General features: G+C 49.9%; 13 protein-coding genes. 4 read left to right on the top strand and 9 right to left on the bottom strand.

Annotation, left to right across the window (positions count from 1 at the left end; genetic code table 11):
* Positions 1 to 4 precede the first annotated feature (4 nt).
* The 3 genes from ACR9Y8_RS10605 (at position 5) to ACR9Y8_RS10615 (ending at position 6,111) form a co-directional block, all read left to right on the top strand.
* Positions 5 to 1,168 carry a Gfo/Idh/MocA family protein gene (locus ACR9Y8_RS10605; protein ID WP_481213233.1) on the top strand — a complete coding sequence of 388 codons (1,164 nt, stop codon included), beginning with the start codon at positions 5 to 7 and terminating at the stop codon, positions 1,166 to 1,168.
* Positions 1,169 to 1,363: 195 nt separating this feature from the next.
* Positions 1,364 to 4,468: a SusC/RagA family TonB-linked outer membrane protein gene (locus ACR9Y8_RS10610; protein WP_481213234.1), complete on the top strand. Its 3,105-nt coding sequence runs from the start codon at positions 1,364 to 1,366 to the stop codon at positions 4,466 to 4,468.
* Positions 4,469 to 4,494: 26 nt separating this feature from the next.
* Positions 4,495 to 6,111, top strand: a complete 1,617-nt coding sequence (locus ACR9Y8_RS10615; RefSeq protein ID WP_481213235.1) for a RagB/SusD family nutrient uptake outer membrane protein — start codon at positions 4,495 to 4,497, stop codon at positions 6,109 to 6,111.
* A 362-nt stretch (positions 6,112 to 6,473) separates the two neighbouring features.
* On the opposite strand, the gene ACR9Y8_RS10620 is transcribed toward ACR9Y8_RS10615, so the two are convergent.
* From ACR9Y8_RS10620 to ACR9Y8_RS10630, 3 genes are all read right to left on the bottom strand, one after another.
* Positions 6,474 to 7,298 (bottom strand): alpha/beta hydrolase, encoded by an 825-nt coding sequence (locus ACR9Y8_RS10620; RefSeq protein ID WP_481213236.1) that lies wholly within the window; start codon positions 7,296 to 7,298, stop codon positions 6,474 to 6,476.
* Positions 7,299 to 7,397: 99 nt separating this feature from the next.
* A complete protein-coding gene (locus tag ACR9Y8_RS10625) occupies positions 7,398 to 9,740 on the bottom strand; it encodes a M1 family metallopeptidase (RefSeq protein ID WP_481213237.1) in 2,343 nt (780 codons plus the stop codon).
* A gap of 12 nt (positions 9,741 to 9,752) precedes the next feature.
* On the bottom strand, positions 9,753 to 10,346 hold the full coding sequence (locus tag ACR9Y8_RS10630; RefSeq protein WP_481213238.1) for a HupE/UreJ family protein: 594 nt from the start codon (positions 10,344 to 10,346) through the stop codon (positions 9,753 to 9,755).
* A gap of 101 nt (positions 10,347 to 10,447) precedes the next feature.
* On the opposite strand from ACR9Y8_RS10630, the gene ACR9Y8_RS10635 reads away from it, so the two are divergent.
* Positions 10,448 to 10,903 (top strand): DUF6702 family protein, encoded by a 456-nt coding sequence (locus tag ACR9Y8_RS10635; protein WP_481213239.1) that lies wholly within the window; start codon positions 10,448 to 10,450, stop codon positions 10,901 to 10,903.
* Here the strand turns inward: ACR9Y8_RS10635 and flxY are convergent.
* Genes flxY through ACR9Y8_RS10665 form a run of 6 tightly spaced genes read right to left on the bottom strand, consistent with a single transcriptional unit; the run spans position 10,900 to position 20,754 of the window.
* Complete coding sequence (flxY, locus tag ACR9Y8_RS10640; RefSeq protein ID WP_481213240.1) at positions 10,900 to 12,198, bottom strand: flexirubin biosynthesis putative acyl-CoA ligase FlxY; 1,299 nt, start codon at positions 12,196 to 12,198, stop codon at positions 10,900 to 10,902. The genes ACR9Y8_RS10635 and flxY overlap by 4 nt on opposite strands.
* A 4-nt stretch (positions 12,199 to 12,202) precedes the next feature.
* The gene (gene acpS, locus ACR9Y8_RS10645) at positions 12,203 to 12,580 is read right to left on the bottom strand and encodes a holo-ACP synthase (protein ID WP_481213241.1); all 378 of its coding nucleotides are present in this window, start codon (positions 12,578 to 12,580) and stop codon (positions 12,203 to 12,205) included.
* Positions 12,577 to 14,250: a C45 family autoproteolytic acyltransferase/hydolase gene (locus ACR9Y8_RS10650; protein WP_481213242.1), complete on the bottom strand. Its 1,674-nt coding sequence runs from the start codon at positions 14,248 to 14,250 to the stop codon at positions 12,577 to 12,579. The genes acpS and ACR9Y8_RS10650 overlap by 4 nt, the downstream gene beginning before the upstream one ends.
* Positions 14,251 to 14,253: 3 nt before the next feature.
* Positions 14,254 to 15,765 carry a phytoene desaturase family protein gene (locus ACR9Y8_RS10655; RefSeq protein ID WP_481213243.1) on the bottom strand — a complete coding sequence of 504 codons (1,512 nt, stop codon included), beginning with the start codon at positions 15,763 to 15,765 and terminating at the stop codon, positions 14,254 to 14,256.
* A complete protein-coding gene (locus tag ACR9Y8_RS10660; protein WP_481213244.1) occupies positions 15,750 to 19,607 on the bottom strand; it encodes an MMPL family transporter in 3,858 nt (1,285 codons plus the stop codon). The genes ACR9Y8_RS10655 and ACR9Y8_RS10660 overlap by 16 nt, the downstream gene beginning before the upstream one ends.
* Complete coding sequence (locus tag ACR9Y8_RS10665; protein WP_481213245.1) at positions 19,600 to 20,754, bottom strand: DUF2062 domain-containing protein; 1,155 nt, start codon at positions 20,752 to 20,754, stop codon at positions 19,600 to 19,602. Before ACR9Y8_RS10665 ends, ACR9Y8_RS10660 begins: the two co-directional genes overlap by 8 nt.
* Between the last annotated feature and the right edge of the window lies 1 nt (position 20,755).

Below are 20,755 nucleotides of genomic sequence, written 5' to 3' on the forward strand. Positions count from 1 at the left end.
TGTTATGAACACCATTTCCCGTTATGAATTTCTGCAGCGCACCACCATGGCTGGTATATCCATGCTGCTGACTTCCCTGCAGGGATTTGCGCTCACACTTCCTGAAAAAAAGATCAGGGTGGGCGTAATAGGCTGCGGCAGCGTTTCCGGGCAATACCTGCCTCACCTGTCTAAATCGCCTTACGTGGAGCTGGTAAGCACCTGCGATATTATTTATGAACGCGCACAGCAACGGGCAAAAGAATACAATATACCCAACCATTATCCACATATCGATCAAATGCTGGCAGGCGCGCCATTTGACCTGATGGTAACCTTAACGGATATGCAGGAGCACGGCCGCCTGAACAAACAGGCGCTGAACGCGGGAAAGCATGTATGGAGCGAAAAGCCCTTGGCTAATACTTATAAAGAAGGAAAAGCGTTATTGGATCTCGCAAAAACGAAAGGCCTTCGCATATGGGGCGCCCCGGCCGTAGTGAATAGCCCGCAGTTTGCATTCATGTCTAAAACAATACAGGAAGGCACATTGGGTAAAGTGTCGGCAGCACATGCGCACTACGGCCACCTCGGCCCCACCTGGTCTGCTTTCTTTTATGAAAAAGGAGGCGGCAGCCTGCCCGATCTGGGCGTATATAATCTCGCTACTTTAACAGGCCTGCTGGGCCCTGCAAAGGCCATTATTGCCATGACCAGCATTGTTACCCATGAACGCACCGTTGATAACAAAGGAAAAATACCGGTAGCAGCTGAAGACAATGCCATCGTGGTGATGGACCACGGCAACGGCACCCTCTCACAGGTGCAATGCGGCTTTAATTATTTTGATCCTTACGGCCATGAAGGCAAAGGACAACAACAGCATACTATTACTATATGGGGCACCAAAGGTAATATGGGCCTGGTAGGTTACGACTGGGCGCCCTTTGGCGTAGACCTTGCCACCTCATTCACTGAACCGCCTAAACGTTTTGTGGAAGACCCGGGTACGTACGTATGGCAGCAAGGCGCATCCGTTATCTCCGAAGCGCTGGTCACCGGCAAAGAACCACTGATCACAGTGGAACACGCATTACACGTACTGGAGATCATTGAAGCCGCCAGGGAGTCTGACAGCAGCGGCAAAAAAATTGAATTACAATCTACTTTTAAATGGCCCGTGGTATAATAATCAAAAAAGTTTTCTAGTGCGATAGTACTTCCCTTCTTTTTGTACGACCCCTATTCTGCATCCGCCATTGGATAAGGCCATGCACTTGCATTAACACTAGTGAAATGAAGTTATGAATGACTTAAAAAACACAGCTATATGCTGAGGGGGAGAAGTATTGCCCATACATGAACAATTCAACCAAAAACACATATGAACAGAAAATCACGTCTCTCATGGACATGCAAACCTGCAAGTCTTCTGCTCTGCCTCATACTGGCGGGAGATGCGCAACTGCATGCTGTTGCAGCCGCCACAACCCTGACCTATAATGCGGTCGAACAGGAACTAACAGGTACCGTGCGCGATGCACAGGGACTGCCGCTGCCAGGCGTTACCGTACAGGTAAAAGGCAGCAACAAAGGCACCCAGACCAATGCTGACGGTATCTTCAAGATCAGTGCTAACCCCGGCGACGTACTGGTGTTCAGCTCCATTGGTTTTGTTGCAACAGAAGTGACCGTTGGTAACGGTACTACCATTAATGTAACCCTGCAGGGAAATGTAAGAGGATTGAATGAACTGGTGGTAACTGCACTGGGCGTTAAAAAGACGCCAAAGTCCTTAACCTATTCTACCCAGCGCATTGGCAGCGAGGAACTGACCACTGCCAAAGATCCGAACCTGATGAACTCCCTCAACGGCAAAGTGGCCGGCGTTAATATCAGCCGCAGTAGCGGCGGCGCAGGCGGCTCCGTAAAAGTATTGCTGCGCGGTAATAAATCCGCACAGGGTACTAACCAGCCGCTGTATGTAATAGATGGTATCCCCATGACCAACTATTCTGTGCAGCAGCCTAACAGCACCTGGGGTGGCGATGGCAACATCAGCTATGCTCCCGGCCGCGATGGTGGCGACGGTATCTCTAACCTGAACCCCGATGACATTGAAAGCATCTCTGTACTGAAAGGAGCTTCCGCCGCTGCACTATACGGCAGCCAGGCAGGTAACGGTGTGATCCTGATCACCACTAAAAAAGGAAAGTCTGGTAATACCAAAGTAGATTTCTCCAGCAGCTTCACCGTAGATAAAGTGGCCATCAAGCCCGAGTTCCAGAATGCATACGGCCAGGATCCCAACGCTGCCACACAAAGCTGGGGACCTGCCATCAACGGCGGCCATGATAACCTGGATGATTTTTACCGCACCGGTAATACATGGATCAACTCCATCGGCCTCTCAGGCGGCACAGAGAGAACTCAAACCTATTTCTCTTATGCCAACACCCGCTCCAGCGGTATCATACCTGAAAATAAACTGTCCCGTCACAACATCACCTTCCGCGAAACAGGCAGCTTCCTCAACAACAAGCTGACACTGGACGGAAGCGCTAACGTGATCATCCAGAAGGTGAACAACGCACCGGTAACAGGATTGTATTTCAACCCGCTCACCGGCCTGTATCTGTTCCCAAGAGGCATGGACTTATCACCGTATAAAAACAATATCGAAAAGTTCAACGAGGTAAGGCAGATCAATCTGCAGAACTGGCCCTTCAATGAAGACGTACAGCAAAACCCCTACTGGATCATTCACCGCAACGCCAGCATCACAGAACGTACAAGAACGCTCTTCAGCGCGTCTGCCCGTTATGAGTTTACCGACTGGCTGAATATCCAGGCACGTGGTAATATGGACCGTACCAATGATACCTACGACGCAAATATCTACGCAGGTACACACGGCGTACTGTCTGGCCCTAATGGCAGGTACATCACCAGCAACCTGACCACTACACAGTTCTACGGTGATGTGATCCTGAACTTCTCCAAGTCGTTCAACGATATCAAGCTGAACGCACTGGTAGGTAGCAGCATCACAGATACCAAAACCAAAGGCATGCGCGCAGATTCCTATAACGGCAACCTGTACATCGCCAACTTCTTTACCATCCAGAACATGACGCCCGGTAGCGCCATCGTCACTGAACCTGCCCGTCACGAACAGCTGCAGGCAGTGTTCGGCAACGCCAGCATCTCCTATAAAGACCTGGTGTTCCTGGACCTCACCGGACGTAATGACTGGTCTTCCAAATTAAGCCGTACACCCAACGGTTCTTACTTCTATCCTTCAGTTGGTCTGTCCTTTATCCTGCACGATATGCTGAACCTCCCCGAGCCGGTTAGCTATGCAAAACTGAGAGGCTCTTATGCAGTGGTAGGTAACTCCGTGCCCATCTACGTTACCTACCCGGTGAACAGGCTGGGCGCTGTAGGCGGCACCATCGATTTCAACACCATTCAGCCTTTCGATGATCTGAAACCTGAAAAGACCAAATCACTCGAAGTAGGTACAGAATGGCGCTTCCTGAAAGACGCACTGAGCCTGGACTTCACCTGGTATAAAACCAACACTACCAACCAGTACTTCCAGATCGCCGTACCGCCCGGCACCGGTTACAGCTTCCGTTACATCAACGCGGGCGATATACAGAACTCCGGTATAGAAGTATTGCTGGGCTACAACCTGATACAGACCAAATACTTTAAGTGGAATACCACTATCAACTACTCCCGCAACAAGAACGAGGTGAAAAAGCTGGCTCCGGATATTGACCGCTTTGTGCTCACTGACCCCGGATCCAACGCCTATACTTCTGTGATCGAAGTAGGTGGCTCCTATGGTGATATCTTCGGTAGGGTGTTCCAGCGCGATGAGCAGGGCCGCATCCTGATCGGCGCCAACGGTGTTCCGATGGTAGAGGGAGATCAGAAGTTCATCGGCAATCCCAATCCTAAATGGCAGGCCGGCTGGAACAACAGCTTCAACTACAAGAACCTGAGCCTTAGCTTCCTGGTGGATGGCAAATTTGGCGGACAGGTATTATCACTCACACAGGCCATGCTGGACCAGTACGGCGTGTCTAAAGTGACCGGCGATGCACGTGCCAATGGCAGTGTAGCCATCAACGGTGTAAAAGCAGATACCAAAGAAGCCGTTAGCAGCATTGATCCCAAACTGTGGTATACTACCATTGGCGGTCGCGCGGGCGTGAGCAGCGAATATATCTACAGCGCTTCTACCGTAAGATTGCGCGAAGCTTCTATCGGTTATTCCTTACCTGCTTCTGTACTGAAAGGCAGCTTTGTGAAGAACCTGAAACTATCGCTCATCGGCCGTAACCTGATCTATTTCCATAAAAAGGCCCCCTACGATCCGGAAGTGACCATGTCTACCGGCAACGGGCTTTCAGGTGTTGATGTATTTAGCCTTCCTGCTACACGCAGCTTTGGCGCTAACCTGAATGTGACCTTTTAAGTAATTCACCAAAAAAACAAAGGAAGATGAACAAGATCAGCAATAAATATAAATCACTGGCGGCGCTTGCGTTGGCGGCATTGCTGGGGGCCAGCGCCTGTACCAAGAACTTTGAAGAATATAATACAGATCCTACCGGTCTGACGGAAGATCAGCTGAAACCTGACTTCAACTACATCGGCGGATTTTTCCCGCAGATCCAGTCTGCTATTTACTACAATTACAACAACACCGTTTGGGAATACCAGCTGCAGCAGAACCTGATAGCAGATGTCTATTCCGGCTACATGATGTCTGCCAACCCGTTCAGGGGCAATGTCAGCAACCTTACCTATGCGCTGGTGCCCGACTGGAATGGTTTTCCCTTCAGCCTGGCCTATAACCGCGTAATGGCGCCCATTACGGAAATAAAAAGACGTGGCGCTCAAAGCGCAGCGCCCGACTTCTGGGCGGTAGCGCTCATACTGAAAGTAGAGGCCATGCACCGCGTTACAGACATCTACGGGCCTATCCCCTACAGCCAGTACGGCCAGGGCGGTACTTCCGTTGGATACGACAGCCAGCAGGATATCTACAAACGTTTCTTCAGGGAGCTGGATACTGCCGTAACTAACCTGAAAGCATACAGGGCAGCTAACCCTGACGCCTCTCCTTTCACCAAGTTTGATATGGTCTATGGCGGCGATTACGGCCAGTGGATCAAATTCGCGAATTCACTCCGTCTGCGCCTGGCCCTGCGCATTGTTAAAGCAGATGCCGCACTGGCTAAGGCGGAAGGCGAAAAAGCGTTGGCAGACAACGGCGGATTGATGGAAACCATGGCAGACAACGTGATGGTATCCGGCTTCGGCTTAAAACATCCTTTATACACCATTACCAATAAAGACGGCTGGAGCGATATCAGCATGGGCGCGTCCATGGAGTCTTACCTCACCGGTTACCATGATCCGCGCACCGGTAAATACTTTGACCCTGCATCTGCTTATCCCGGTCAGTACAAAGGGATCCGTATAGGCAGCGCCGTTACCGCCAAACCAGGCTATAACGGTTTCTCTACCCTGGCTTACGCCAAGACCAAAACTTTCAGGGAAAACACACCGCTGCAGCTGATGACCTCAGCAGAGGTATTTTTCCTGAGAGCAGAAGCAGCCCTGCGCGGATGGGCCAATGCAGGCGGTACCGCACAGTCGCTGTATGAAAGAGGTATTTCCACTTCGTTTAACCAATGGGGCGTAGGTGACCAGGCTGCTGAGTACATCAACGACGCTACCAGCAAACCTGCCGCTTATGTAGACCCCAAGAACGCTGAAAACAACTCGCCGGCCCTTTCAACCATTACCATTAAGTGGGACGAAGCTGCAACTACTGAAGTAAAACTGGAACGTATCATCACCCAGAAATGGCTGGCGGTATTCCCCGAAGGCCAGGAAGCCTGGTCTGAATTCCGCCGTACCGGTTATCCTAAATTATTCCCGGTAGTACATAACGAAAGCAACGGAACGATCAACACTGCTATACAAATCAGAAGGATCGCCTTCCCCCAGGCAGAGTATACCACCAACCAGGGAGAAGTGCAAAAAGCTATCCAGTTATTAGGCGGAGCCGATAACGGAGGAACGAGACTGTGGTGGGATAAACCATAACCCGCTACTATACTCTCTATCTACATTTCACACGTTTGAAAAAGCCGCTGGTGATCTCGCCGGCGGCCTGTATTTAAAACACTGAAGGTTATAGACATACAAATCACATATACCAATCGCAGCAAAAGCAGCAAAGCCGGCCCCTAAAGGAGCCGGCTTTTTTATTCCATCAGGGCAATCGGGGCTTCAGCCACCGTCATTGCGAAGCCCCAAGACCAGGGCCCCATCCTTATAAAGTCATACCAGGGTCCCAATCCCCGTAAAGTCATAACAGGGTCTTCCTCCCCGTCATTGCGAGGAGCAGCAGCGCCTGGCGCAGCGGGGCGACGAAGCAATCTTTTTACAGAATCTCCTATATCATCCTATTTACCCCGCTCAAAAAACCTATGAAAAAACAACGCCTGGTACTCCACCGCATTACTCCAATACTCCCAGTTATGCTCTCCCGGCCGCTCCGTATAATCATGCGCTACACCCTGCTGTAACAACTGCTGATGCAAGCTCCTGTTCACCTCAATAAAAAAATCCTTCACCCCGCAATCTATGATCAGCGACAACACACTATCCTTCAAACGCTCTGCCTGCGTTACCACCGCATACTCCTTCCAATACTCCGGGTGCTCCTCTATACTTCCCAATCTTTTCGCAATATCCCAGTTCTTGGGGAAAGGCCTGATGTCCACTCCCCCGCTCATACTCCCTGCTGCCCCAAAAGTCTCACTATGCCGTATCGCCAGGAACAAGGCCCCATGCCCTCCCATGCTCAAACCTGTAATAGCCCTGTAACGCCTGTCCGCCAGCGTACGGTAATGGCTATCTATATACGCCGGTATCTCCTTTCCTACATACGTTTCAAACTTCCAGCTGCTATCCACCGGGCTGTCAAAATACCAGCTGCCAAAACCTCCGTCCGGGCATACGATCATACACTGATAAGTATCCGCCAGCTTAGGCATTCCAGGCGCTTTACGCACCCAATCAGCATAATTACCGCTATATCCATGCAGCAGGTATATCACCGGAAATTCCCGCCCTTTTTGCTTGTTATATGCATCCGGTGTAACCACTACACACTTGATAGATTTTTGCATCGCCTGGCTGTAGATCTGTATCGTATCTACCTTAGCGGCATAGCTGGCCAATGAGCCGATCAACAAAAAAGCGATCGATAGCAATTTGTTCTTCATAAACACTAAACTGGAATTTTATTGGTACAATATAAAAATGACAAATGTAAAAGCAAAGGCGCTTTTACATTTGTCATTCACTTATTATAGTAGTATGTACTATTTGCTACCAGCCATTTTTGACTGCTGCATGGGGTTTGTCCCTGTAGAGGAGCCCCTGGGGCGTTCCTGCTGACGGAACAGCTCAAATTTAGACGGCAGGGAAACCCTTGGCCAGTTGTTATTGGCTTCGTCAATATCAGCTGTTTCGCGCTGCGGGTCCAGCTTCACAGACACCACTTCCTTATCTTTGGCAAACACCTTGGTAACGTGGTATTCGTCTTTACGCCAGATATAGGCGGAAATACGCTCTGTTTCCTTGCTGCCGTCTGCATAGGTCCACTCAATGATCAGGGGCATTACCAGGCCGCCCACATTAGAGAAAGACACTTCATAGAAATTCTTTTTGCTGTCGTACAATTTCTTCTCTTCAGGAGACAGGGAAGCGTATAATTCGTTATACTTTGCCTTGTCCTCATCGCTCACTGCAAAGCGGTTCCATTTGCTGTAGAAGTCCTGCAGTGCAGTATCCTGCTCTACGGCAAACTTCACGCCTGCTGCCCTGTTGCGACTGCGGGCAACATGATCCAGTTTCCTGTCAAATACCGCTTTATCGTCCTTGCTTACTTCGTTTGGCTCCTGTGTATTCAACCGGTACCACTTCACGCTGTCAATAGCAATATCCACCGGCTCAATACCAAAGAACCATCCTCTCCAGAACCAGTCCAGGTCTACTGCGCTGGCGTCTTCCATGGTGCGGAAGAGATCCGGAGGCGTAGGATGTTTGAATGCCCAGCGTCTTGCGTACTCCTTGAAAGCGAAGTCGAACAGCTCGCGGCCCATGATGGTTTCGCGCAGGATGTTCAGCGCAGTGGCGGGCTTCGCATAGGCATTAGGACCAAACTGGATGATGTTCTCAGAATTGGTCATAATAGGCTCCAGCTGGTTCTTGGGCATTTTCATATAGTCCACGATCTTATGTGCAGGACCGCGGTTGGAGGGAAAATTATTATCCCATTCCTGCTCCGCCATAAACTGGCAGAAGGTGTTCAGGCCTTCATCCATCCAGCTCCACTGGCGTTCGTCGGAGTTAACGATCATCGGGAAGAAGTTATGTCCTACTTCGTGGATGATCACCCCGATCATACCGTTCTTTACTGTTTCAGAATAGGTACCGTCTTTTTCAGCGCGGCCGTAGTTGAAACAGATCATCGGGTATTCCATACCGTTGGCCGCTTCTACGGAGATAGCCACCGGGTAAGGATAAGGGATGGTATGTGCAGAATAGGATTTCAGCGTATGCGCTACTACTTTGGTAGAGTAACGGTTGTATAAAGGATAGGCCTCCGGGCCATAGTAAGACATGGCCATTACCTTTTTTCCTTCAACATTCGTGGCCATCGCGTCCCATACAAGGCGGCGCGAGCTTACCCAGGCAAAGTCGCGCACGTTCTGTGCTTCAAACACCCAGGTTTTGGTAGCGGAAGACTTGCTTTGCATGCTCTTCTTCGCCTCGTCCAGCGTTACCACTTCAAGTGGTGCTTTGCTGCTCTGCGCCTGCTGCCAGCGGTTAAACTGGGCAGGGCTCAGCATTTCCTTGTAGTTCTGACACTCGCCGGTGCCACCAACTACGTGGTCAGCCGGTACGGTCATCTTTACATGGAAATTGCCGAAGGTAAGCGCAAATTCCCCGCGGCCGGTGAACTGTTTGTTCTGCCAGCCCTGGAAATCCGAGTATACAGCCATCCTGGGATACCATTGGGCCATGGTGTACAGGTAGTTCTTGTCTTCTGCAAAGTATTCATAACCGCCACGGCCGCCTTCAGACATGCGGTTGGAGATATTATACCACCAGTCAATTTTAAGGCGTACCTGCTCTCCCGGCATCAGTGTTTTGGGAAGGTCTACCCGCATCATGGTCTGGTTAACGGTATAGTGCAGGGCGTTGCCACTGGCGTCTGTCAGCTTCACGATCTTTACGCCCAGGTCTTTGTCTTCTTTCAGGATGTGATTCACATCCCACATCGACAGTTTTTCAGACATATGGCTGCCGTCAAAGTGGTTGTTATCACTTTTCAGATCATGCTCATTCTCATCCAGCTGCAGCCAGAGGTAGGTAAGCGGATCGGGAGAATTGTTGTAATAGGTAATGGTTTCTGAGCCGGTGAGCTTTTGTTTCTCATCGTCCAGGGTGGCGCTGATGTCATAGTCCGCACGCTGTTGCCAGTATTTTGGCCCGGGTACGCCGGAAGCGGAGCGGTACATGTTCGGGTCCTGCAGCATGGTGCCCAGCTGCTCAAAACGGGTACCATGATTGGAGCCGTTAGGATTAGGTGCCTGTGCCATCAATAGATTCGCAAAGCCGCAACATACAAGCGGCAGCAAGAAATGCTTATTTCTCATTAGCGGTTTAAATTATATCATTAGTTCTTTAAAACGGTCTATTGCCATCATAAAAGCAATTCCAAATATGGCAGAAGAAAGGAACATGGTCCAGTCCCTGCGTTTGATGCGGGTAAGGTTCACCACCGTACCCGATACCAGCAATGCTGCTATCACGATCAGCACCTGGCCAAATTCAAGGCCCAGGTTAAAGGAAAGCAGCGGTGTTATCACGCTGGTGTCTGTCCCCAGCAGGCTTCTCAGTTGGTTGGAAAAAGCCATGCCGTGTATCAGCCCGAAAAACAGGGCGAAAAAATAATTCAGCTGTACGGCGCCGGGGCGCTCAGACTTTGGTTGGCGGATAATGTTGAACAAAGCGGTAATGAAGATCGTCACCGGTATAAGGAACTCGATCAAACGGGTAGGTACCCGAACCACATTTAAAACGCTTAAAGCCAGCGTAATAGAATGTCCTACCGTAAATGCTGTAACCAGTATCAACACCTTTTTCCAGTCGCTCAGCAGGTAAATAGCGCTCAAAGCCACTATAAACAAGATATGGTCGTATCCTTCCCACGCCACTATATGCTGCCATCCGATCTTGAAATACGTGGCGAATTCGCTCATTGCCTGTATTTTGTCTAATTTTGGTAATTATATAAACTAAACCGTTAAAATTAAAATTTTTTAGTCAAGTGGGCTTAATATTATGTAAATGGCTGGTTCCAATGTGGTTTACCCTGTTACACCCCTTCTATGTAAGTGTAACAGAAATAAGGCATAATGCAGCCCAGCAGGAACTGGAAGTGAGCTGCCGTATCTTCGCGGACGACCTGGAAGCGGCCCTCAGAGCGGCCAATAAAACCAACGTAGATCTTATCCATCCTGCTAACCGCAAAGCGGTGGACGGTTTTATTAATAACTACTTACAGCAGCACCTGCATATTACGGTAGACGGCAAACCAGTCACCCTGAAGTACCTGGGCTACCAGATAGAGGAAGAAGCCGCCTGGTGCTTCCTGGAAGCAAAACAGGTGCCTTCAGTGAAGAAAGTACATGTAACGAATGATATATTGTATAGCCAGCATGAAACCCAGATCAATATGATGCATGTGATTGTAAAGGAGGAGCGTAAGAGCACCAAACTGGATAACCCGGAAAAAGAGGCGGAGTTTGTGTTTTAACCCACCTGCCTGTTATCCACAAACTTCATCACCTTTCTACTCCCCTCCGGTAGCTGCATTTTCATAATCTCCGCCTGTCCGCAATACCGTATCTGCGGGATCACCCGCAACTTGGCCTGCAGATAAGACCGGATCCGCCTGTCAGTATCCTCAGATTCAGACACCGGCCATAAATGCAGCAGGATCTCATCTGTGCCGATTTCATTGGAGAACACTTCTACCACAAACTCCTTTACCTCCTCCATTTCATTCAGCAAATCAAACAGGGCAGGCGGGTACAGCGTTGTACCCTTGTACTTGATCATCTGTTTTTTACGACCTATCACCGGTGAAAGGCGTATCGTATTACGCCCACAGCTGCACGCGTCTGCTTCATATCTGCAAATATCCCCCGTTTTGTAGCGCAGCAGGGGCATGCCTTCAACGCCGAGGGTAGTGATAGTCACTTCGCCCTCTTTTCCAGGACCTACGGGCTGGTCCTGCTCATTCAGCAATTCTATATACAGCAGCTCCGGGTGGTGGTGACCACCGCGCCCCGCCTTACATTCCGTAAACGCTGTCTGCATCTCCGTAGATGCATAGGTAGAATACAACCTGATATCCCACTGTTCCGTGATCTTCTTGCCCAGCACATTCAGCGAAAAATCCACATTTCGGATGTTCTCTCCTATGCACACGGCCTTTTTCACAGAAGAAGCATTAATATCGATATGATGCTCCTGCGCAAAAGTGATCAGCTTCAATATAAACGAAGGCACGGCTACAATAGTAGTCGGCTGTATACGCTGGATATTCTCCCACTGCAAAGACGGAACGCCAGGCCCCACCCGCAGCACGCCAGCCCCCAGCTTGCGGATACCTGTATAATAAGCCATACCGGCCATGAATTGCCGGTCTAGTGTCAGCATCAACTGGTAGATATCATCCTCTGTGCCATCTGCACAACAGAAAGAGATGTATTCATTATACCCCAGCCGGGTCAGGTCATTTGCCGTCAGCGCAATGATGACAGGCTTACCCAGGGTGCCTGAGGTAGTAGTATATTCAGCTATCTTGCTTTTGTCAACGCAGAGAAAATCCCAGTTACGCTGCTGCAGGTCTTCTTTGGTAACGGGCGGTATTTTCCCCAGGTCCTGCAGGTTGTTCACCATACCTGGTTGTATATTATGCTTTGCAAACCACTCTTGGTAAAAGGGCGAGAACTGCCGCAGGTACCCAATCAGGTGCAGCACCTCTCTTTCCTGGAATTGCCGGATAGCGGCGGCGGATTGCAGTTCTATGTCGGGTATATACATATCTTTAAACCTCTATGATCACCATCGCTACTGCGGTGGATTTAATGTGCGATAGTGATACCAGTATCTGCTTAATGTTTAGTTGATCGTAACGGCTGGTGGCATTGCCTACCAGGTGCAGCTCCGGTTTTCCCGCTGCATCATTACGGATCTCTATCTCGTTGAAGTTTACGCCTCCGTTCCCCCAACCGGTGCCCAGGGCTTTCAGCAAGGCTTCTTTAGCGGCAAAGCGAGCAGCATAATGTTCATAACTCGCCGCCTGCTGTTCGCAGTAGGCGATCTCATGTGGGGTGAATACCAGCTCCCGGAAACCGTTCCGCTTTCGGATCTTGTCTTCTACCCGCGCAACTTCTACTATGTCTGTGCCGATACCGTATATCATGGCTGATCACATTTCTCCAGCTGTTTGCGTATATGTGTTTCTTCCTGTTTGGTGGCGATCTCTTTTGTCAGCGCAATCCTGTAATACTGCTTCGCCTCCTGGTAGTGTTTATGCTTGAATGCATAATCACCTGCCAGCACGTAGGTATGATAGAACTCCGGGTTGGAGGCGATCAGGTCCTGCACATTCACTTCCTTGCCCTCCATGATCCGTGCCTTTAAATTACGGAAGCTAACAAAAGATTGATAATCCTTGCTCAGCAGAAAGCTGTCTGCCGCTATGGTAAGTGCGCTGTCATATACTTCTTTATTCTGTTGCAGGCCGTGCATACCGAAGATCTTTTTAAGATCATAGCATACAAATTTTCCCAGCTGCCAGGGAGCGGTAGACACCCATACCAGCTGCTTTTGCGGTTCAAATACCACGGCATGGTGGGCAATCAGCTGGTTCAGTGCTTTCTCATTGCCCATGCCGATATTCCGGTTCTGTAGGCCGTAACGGTCCCGCAGGATGTCCACGGTTTTCTGCACCGTATTGGGCCCATTCTGTGCCAGCAGTTCGCTTAAACGCTGAAAGCGGTACAGGCTGGCGCTCTCCTTCAGCTGTTCCTTGTTAGAGGTCAGCTTGCTCAGGGAATCACCCTGGAAGTGGTTGGCGCAGGTAATGAAATTCTGCTTCGGGTCATACATATCCATGCCCTTCGGTGTCTTCTCAATAACTGCGGCCCGGTTGTCAGCCGCAGAACCGATCAGGAAAGATTCAGATACGAACATCTTCCTGCGCTGTGCAATGGCCCAGGCTTCCTGTATATTCCCCGCATACTGCAGTATTTCTCTTGCTACCAGCGATACCGGCGTGGCAGAACCAGTAGGTATATCGCTCTTGTCCGCATTGATGGTAACCGTCAATCCCTTTTCATTCATGCCGGAGGCTACACCGGTGAAGCCTGCCCACGTCACCATCATAAAACGATAACCTTTATCTGGATGATAGAAGGCTACGATCTTATCCTCTGCAAATTTGTCTCCCATGTAGAAATCAAAATTGCGGCCGATGATCAGGCTACTGTCTGCAGAGCGACCGTTCCAGGTAGCGAAGGACGTACAGCCTACCAGCATCATATTCTGCAATGCATGACCGATATCATGCGCAGCATGATAGTTGAGGATCCGTTCATAATTGCTGCCGATAAAATCATATTGATCAGAGGCGGAAAAAGAAATGCCGTAGATCTCCTCTTTGTTTTCTTCCGCGATATTAGCTGCCAGGTGGCGGTTAAACCATCCTACAAAATATCTCAGGAAATGCAGGTAAGATTGGGAAGGGATCATCTTACGGATCTGGTCCACAAAAATATCCTCCTGCCTTTTCACCAGTTCTGCAGAGAGCTTGCCGTAGACCACGCCCCTTTCAAAAGGCGCTCCTTCCACGTACATCTCATAGAGGCCGCTGTTGCTCTTGCGGAACCAGTTATTGCCGATGGTGTAGCACGAGGTATCCAGCTGGGTACGTTGCAGCTGCAGCGCGTGTTTGTCTGCGATCTCCGGCGGGTCGATATGCGATACGCTCATCACGTAGATCACCAATGCCAGTATCAGTAACAGGAAAGCTCCTGTTATGTACAATAATATCCGTCCAAATTTTCTCCAGCCGCTTCTTTTCTTTGTCATTGCTTAAATATCATTTCTGTTGATCTGATCTATCAGCCAGTCCAGCCCCAGTATTTCCCCTGTGGTCATCACGGCGCTGATGGTAACGCCCAGGATGCCATGCAAGTTCAGGTTTTGCCCGGTAAGATACAAATTGGTCAATTTAGTACGCTGGGGGATCATGGTCTTTAGCGGGTCCCTATAGTCCTTCTGTATCCCATACAGGCTGCCGTCTGCCGTGCCCAGGTAGTCCCTGAAAGACAAAGGCGTAGCCGTATAATAGGAGTACATCTTGTCCCGCAGATCCGGGAAACGTTGCGCCACCACATCCAGCAATTGCTCTGCACGCGCCTGTTTAAACGCCTCATAATCTGCTCCCCTGGGTTGCTCTACCGATGTAGTATTAAAAGTGTGCTGCCAGGGCGCCATTTCTTCATAGCGCATATAGGTCAGCACGGAAATAGTATCTGTATAAGGCATGTGCCTGGAACTGGCAGAGGCAAACAGTCCGTAGGTAAGCGGCCAGTTGTCTTTGTGATAATCAGTACCAGCCCATGCGTCGTTGGTCTGATGATGGTAGTAGTTATAGTTCAGGTATGGAAAAGCACCCGGCTTCAATACAATGTTGAGCATAAAAGGTGCGATCGCATTTTCCAGGCCACTGATGCGCGAACGATAGGCGCCGCGTATCAGGTCGCTGTCCGTCATCTCCAGGGTCTGATGTGGATGCAGGTTAGAAATATAATGGTTCGCTCTTACCTCCCGCCCGTCTTCCAGCAGTATGTAGGCAACTTTGTTGCCTTCGCCGATGATCTGCTTCACCGGCATGTTGCGATAGAGTACGCCGCCTTTTTCCATAATGGCGCGTGCCAGCCATTTGCCGATCTGCGAACCGCCGTCCACACATCGCCAGGCATCTTCTATATAGCTGTTCACTACCAGTGCATGCACATAAAAGGGCGTTTTATCTTTTACACCGGCGTACAGGAGATTATTGCCCGCCAGCACATTTTGCAAACGTTCGTTGTCTGTCAGCTGCTTAAAATATGTACTGGCATTAATGCCCAGCACTTCCTGCTTTTCGCCGTAATTACCGGTGCGCAGGTTGTAAAGCGGAAAACGGCGGCACACATCCTTCATCGTGTGACAATATTCTTCCAGCGCCCGGCGCTCATCCGGAAACGCCTTCAGCAGTTCCTGCAAAAAATTGTCGTAGCCCTGGGCCAGGCGATAGGTGGTAGGATCATCACCAAATGCAATGTGATCAAAACCCCCTACATCCAGGCGCTGCAACTTTAGCTTATCCATAATGCCGAGATAAGAGAAGATCTTGTTCAGGTTCTTCCCGTTTCCCAGCCCGCCGATGTAATGCACCCCGGAGTCGATCACCGCTTTATCGCGCGCATAGGTCTGCAAGCAGCCGCCTATCTGCTTGTTCTTTTCGAATATAGCCACACGGTAGCCGTTACGGCTCAGCAAAGCGCCGCACACCAGGCCTCCCAGCCCGCTACCTATTATGGCTACATCGTACTGCATCGCTTTATTACAAATATTACGTTGGAAGTATATTTTGTATTGTCTATCTGCTCCAGGCAGCCGCCCATTTTTGCTACGATCTGCCGCAAGCGTTCTGCGGAGAAGAAGGACAAATCGTTCTTTGTTTTATTAAAGCCCAGCACACGGGTGCTGAAGAACTCTGTTAAGCGGGTGCCTTCATGTCTTTTGCCCAGGTCGGCATCACCGTCGCGTACAATGATCACGCCTCCCGGTTCCAGCTGTTCCCAGCAGCGCAGCAGCACCTTTTCCTGTTCTTCCGGCTGCAGGTAATGCAGCACATCGCTAATGATAAAAGCATCGTGCTTACCAAAGGTGTAATTCACCACATCGGCATATACAAATGCCAGTTTTTCATTTCTGAGATAACAATGGGCCGCGGTAGCGATCTTGTCCTCATCATAATCCAGTCCCGTAATGATGCGTTCCGGGGAAAGGAAATGCAGCATATACGGCATAAATCCGTAACCGCAGCCAATATCCAGTATACGCCCGCTCTTTGGTACCAGCTGGTCAAAGAGCGCATAGTTGTTTTCCATCTGCGTTTTAACACGCATATACCATTCCAGCACCGGCCCTTTATAAATATAATTGTAGATCAGCTGCTCCCTGAAATAACGCGGCGTTTCTGTTGCACTGCGTAATACTTCATACTGCTCTTTGAAATAACGGCTGATCTTTTTCGTGCGTTCTGAATAGCCCTTCCCCCATTGTGCATGCTTCGGACTGATACGCGGTAAATATTGCGCGGTGATCGTTCCGTTCTTCAGCAGGAAATCGCCTTTGCTCATCGTATAGGCCGTGCCATGAATCAGCACCGGTAATACATCGAGTTCCAGCTGTTCTGCCAGGTAAAAAGCCCCTTTATGAAAACGCTTGATCACCGGGTCCGGAGAGCGGGTACCTTCCGGGTATATCACAATAGAATATCCCTGCTCTACAAGACCCCGCAATTTGTCTACGCTGGTCTCTATTCCTTCTGCCACCGGGTAATAATCCGCCATCCGCACCACTGCTCCAAATACCGGAGAACGCCATACCCATTCGTTGGTCACCAGGATCACTTTAGGATGCAGGGAAACCGACTGCAGTATATCAAGGAAAGACTGATGATTACTGATGATCACCGCCGGTTTTTCCAGCTGCTCATTCAAAGGATTGATCACCCGCTTCTTCACATTACCCATGATATGCAGCTGCGACCAGCAGAACCATGACAATATCTTATGATAAATATATTTGCCTTTCTCTTTATTGAAAGGATTCAGCTTGATCAGTATCCATCCCAGGAAGGTCAGTAGAAAGGCGCCCAGCGTAAAATAGGTAAAGGCGATCACAGACAGCAGCCATCCGCTCAGCGTCCAGGGCGCACGGCCTTTACGCACCCTGTTTGTGATCAGCCAGTTGAACAGCCAGGGGATCAGCACCTGCGAGATCAGCACCACGCACCCTATTCCAATGATAGAGATCAGGGCGATAGAACGCAGGGAAGGATGCTTCGCAAATATGAGCACGCCCAGGCCCAATATGGTGGTGATGGCAGAAAAGAAAATAGAAGAACGGAAAGAAGATAATTGCTGCTTACCGGTACGGTACTGCTGCAATAAACCATCCATGGTAAAAATGCTGTAATCATCTCCCAAACCAAAAATAAAGGTGCCCAGGATAATGTTTACTATGTTGAATGGAATACCAAACATCCCCATGATACCGAGGATCCATATCCAGCTGATCAGCATAGGGATGAAAGTGATCAAGGCCAGCTCTATCCTGCCGTAACTCAATAACAACGCAAAGAACACCAGCAGCGACGTCATCCAGGCAATGCTGTTGAACTCTTTGCGGATCACTTCTGCCAGGCGGTTGGCAGCGTATTGTTTGTCCAGTACCGTGGTATGTGCCTGAGAAGATAATGCATCATACACCGCCTTTTTCTCAGCCGGGTTTACCTTCAGCAAGGTAACCAGTGATACCCGGTCTTTCTTCTCCGTTACATAATCGCCCAGTGAGCTGGCCAGCAGCTGTTGTTGCGCTGCTGCAGGCATCACGGTAAAATCCTTTTGCAGCCAGCCGGCGAAAGGCTCAAATGCCGTTGCTTTAAAACCTACTGCCGGGCCCTGTTGCTGCAGGTAAGCGATCAGCCGTTGCTTCTTCTCCTGCGTCCAGTATTTATTCCAGCGTTGTAAACGTTCCTGTTGCTGTTGTTTGGATAGCAACAAACCACCTACACCGGCGTACTTCTTCACCACACCTTGCTGTTCCAGCCGTTGCACCAGGGGCAGCATGCGTTCATTTTCCTGCAGCGCATCTTCCAGCGTAGGCCCTTCTGTTACCACATATACAGATTGTGCCGTGTATGCATTCAACCTGTTCAGCTTTGCTTCTGCTGCCTTCAGCTCCGGGCGCATGAAATTCATGCGCATCATATCGCTTTCAAATCCAACTTTACCGGCGGTAAACCAGAACAACACCGTTAACAGCAGTATACCGCCAACCAGGTATTTATTTTTCTCCGGACGATAGTCTGCCAGCTTATCCAGCCAGGTATGCTGGTGTGTAGCAGGACGCGCATTTGCAGAAGTGATCCAGTGCGGAAGAAATATCAGGGAGAACAATGCAGCGCCTACCAGGCTCAATGCGGCAAACACCCCCACATCCTTCAGCATGGGTGAATGCACAAACTGCAAACACAGGAAACCGCCAATCGTGGTAAAGCTGCCGATGGTCATCGGCGTAGCCAGGTCACGGATAGTTTCTCTGATATCGCCCAGGTGACGGTAATGATTAAATACATGCAATGAATAGTTCACCGCAATGCCCAGCACCACTGCCCCTGCTCCCAATGCGATCACAGATATCTTTCCTTTGAGCAGGTAGATACATGCCAGCGAGAACAACGCACCAAAAACTACCGGCAACATCACCAATAAAGGCGCGCGCTTCTTGCGGAAGAAGAAAGCAATGAGCACTACCAGCAGCACTACTGTAATGCCTTGCGTGAACATCGTATCCTGCCGCAGTTGTTGGGCATTCCCTACAGATACTGCCGTGGCGCCGAAATAAGAAGCGGCGGTGAACGGATTACGCTGTTGCACCGCCTGCATCGTATCCTGCAGCAACTGCAGGAATCTGGCATTCTTGCCCGTGGCATTAGGCGGATTGGCCGGCGTGATGAACATCAGCAAATGCCGCTGATCTTTGGTCATGATGTACCCGTCGTACAGTGCATACTGCTCATCCAGCTGCAGCTGCTGCAATTTCCGGATCCCTATCCACGACATACCTACCGGGTCTGACTGTATCACTTTCTTCAATACCAGTCCGGCAGGTGATATTAAGGTTTGATAATTATGCTGAAGTGTTTGTTGTAAACGCCCGGGGGTGATCAGTGAATCAATGGTATGATAATCATCTGCCTCCAGGAAGAGCGGTAAATGATCCTGGATCACCTGCATCATATTCAGCACTGCTGTATCTTCCACCTTCTCCTGCACTTTCTTAATATAAGGCGCCAGTGTTGCGCTACCGGCCAGCACATTCGTCAGGTCGTCCGCATAGGCGATCAGGCTGTCGGGCTCCGGCGCTTTGCTGCTGTCCTGCTGTGAGATCATCAGCACCAGCTTATCTGCAAAGCGTGAATCATTGAACACCTGCTGCAGCTTATCCAACGTTTTATCCTGCGGGAGTATACGGGTAATATCTTCTTCCAGCTGAATACGGGAGGCCAGCAGGCCTGCCAGCACAAAGCAGGCGATGGCGCTGATCCATAACCAGGCTCTATGCCGGGCAAAGAAATTGTAAATGCCTGTGAAGAAATTACCCATTCGATCTTTTCTTTCTGAATATAGTTAACAACACATAAGACGCCAGCAATGCGCTTAAACCCGCCACTACGGCCAGCGTAACGCTGCCATAGAGGTATTGCAGCGCATTCTGCTTCATGGCCTCTGTTGTAAGGTGCTTATTGAATATAACAAAAGTAGCGTCCGTGCCTATCCATACACGCCCCATCTGGAAACTGCCGAAAATAATGAGCGGAATCATAGGCGGTATGCTGATATTTGCCGCGATTAATACCAGCGCCTTATTTAATTTAAGCAAGGTAGCCAGCAGCAATGCCACCAGCATCTGGAAACCCCAGATGGGCACAATGCCCATGAAGATACCCAGCCCTATTGATAATGCCTTTTTCCCGTTAGACTCATGCGGGTTCAACACCACTTCTTTCCACAACCACACCCAGCTCTCCTTCTTCAGCATGAAACGGATAAAATCACGCGGCTTAATATAGAGGAAGGTGATCAGCACCAGTACTGTATTGAGCACGCTGATACGCGAAAAATCCTGGAAGGGCCTGAAATGTGATACCCGCTCTTCTGCCGGGGGATAATATACCTGCACGGGCACCCAGTCTATCTTAATGCCTTTCCAGGCGCTGCGTACCAGCACTTCCACCTCAAACTCGTAGCGGGGGCACCAGAAACGGATGGGCGCTATTTGCTGCAAGGGATACATGCGGTAGCCGGATTGCGTATCCGGCGCTTTCATCCCTGTTTCCACATAGAACCAGAAATTGGAGAACTTGTTGGCAAAAGAGTTCTTGCCCGGCATGTTCTCCTGGTGCAGGTTGCGCGCCCCAATGATGATCGCATCGCCATTCTCCTGCAGCCGTTCGTGAAATGCCTGCAGGTCTGCCGCAAAATGCTGGCCGTCTGCATCCATCGTAATTACATACTCATATCCCTGCTGGCGTGCATAGGCAAAGCCCCGGCGCAATGCAATGCCCTTGCCCCGGTTGTTGGCGTAGCTTACCCGCTGCACTCCGGGAAACTGGTCCAGTATCTCTAAGGTATGGTCTGTGCTCCCGTCGTTCACCACTATTACATGCGGGGTATGCAACAACACATCCTGCAATACCTGTGCAAGTGTACCGGCATTATTATAAGTAGGTATGAGTACGGCTATATTCATA

The sequence above is a fragment of the Chitinophaga sp. SVR4-12A genome (assembly GCF_056754765.1).

What these genes read in the sequence shown, in the direction of transcription:
- ACR9Y8_RS10635 (WP_481213239.1), top strand. Translation starts at nt 10,448, where the DNA reads ATGTGGTTTACCCTGTTACACCCCTTCTATGTAAGTGTAACAGAAATA.
- ACR9Y8_RS10655 (WP_481213243.1), bottom strand. Translation starts at nt 15,765, where the DNA reads ATGCAGTACGATGTAGCCATAATAGGTAGCGGGCTGGGAGGCCTGGTG.
- ACR9Y8_RS10615 (WP_481213235.1), top strand. Translation starts at nt 4,495, where the DNA reads ATGAACAAGATCAGCAATAAATATAAATCACTGGCGGCGCTTGCGTTG.
- ACR9Y8_RS10665 (WP_481213245.1), bottom strand. Translation starts at nt 20,754, where the DNA reads ATGAATATAGCCGTACTCATACCTACTTATAATAATGCCGGTACACTT.
- ACR9Y8_RS10620 (WP_481213236.1), bottom strand. Translation starts at nt 7,298, where the DNA reads ATGAAGAACAAATTGCTATCGATCGCTTTTTTGTTGATCGGCTCATTG.
- flxY (WP_481213240.1), bottom strand. Translation starts at nt 12,198, where the DNA reads ATGTATATACCCGACATAGAACTGCAATCCGCCGCCGCTATCCGGCAA.
- ACR9Y8_RS10610 (WP_481213234.1), top strand. Translation starts at nt 1,364, where the DNA reads ATGAACAGAAAATCACGTCTCTCATGGACATGCAAACCTGCAAGTCTT.
- ACR9Y8_RS10625 (WP_481213237.1), bottom strand. Translation starts at nt 9,740, where the DNA reads ATGAGAAATAAGCATTTCTTGCTGCCGCTTGTATGTTGCGGCTTTGCG.
- ACR9Y8_RS10660 (WP_481213244.1), bottom strand. Translation starts at nt 19,607, where the DNA reads ATGGGTAATTTCTTCACAGGCATTTACAATTTCTTTGCCCGGCATAGA.
- acpS (WP_481213241.1), bottom strand. Translation starts at nt 12,580, where the DNA reads ATGATATACGGTATCGGCACAGACATAGTAGAAGTTGCGCGGGTAGAA.
- ACR9Y8_RS10630 (WP_481213238.1), bottom strand. Translation starts at nt 10,346, where the DNA reads ATGAGCGAATTCGCCACGTATTTCAAGATCGGATGGCAGCATATAGTG.
- ACR9Y8_RS10650 (WP_481213242.1), bottom strand. Translation starts at nt 14,250, where the DNA reads ATGACAAAGAAAAGAAGCGGCTGGAGAAAATTTGGACGGATATTATTG.
- ACR9Y8_RS10605 (WP_481213233.1), top strand. Translation starts at nt 5, where the DNA reads ATGAACACCATTTCCCGTTATGAATTTCTGCAGCGCACCACCATGGCT.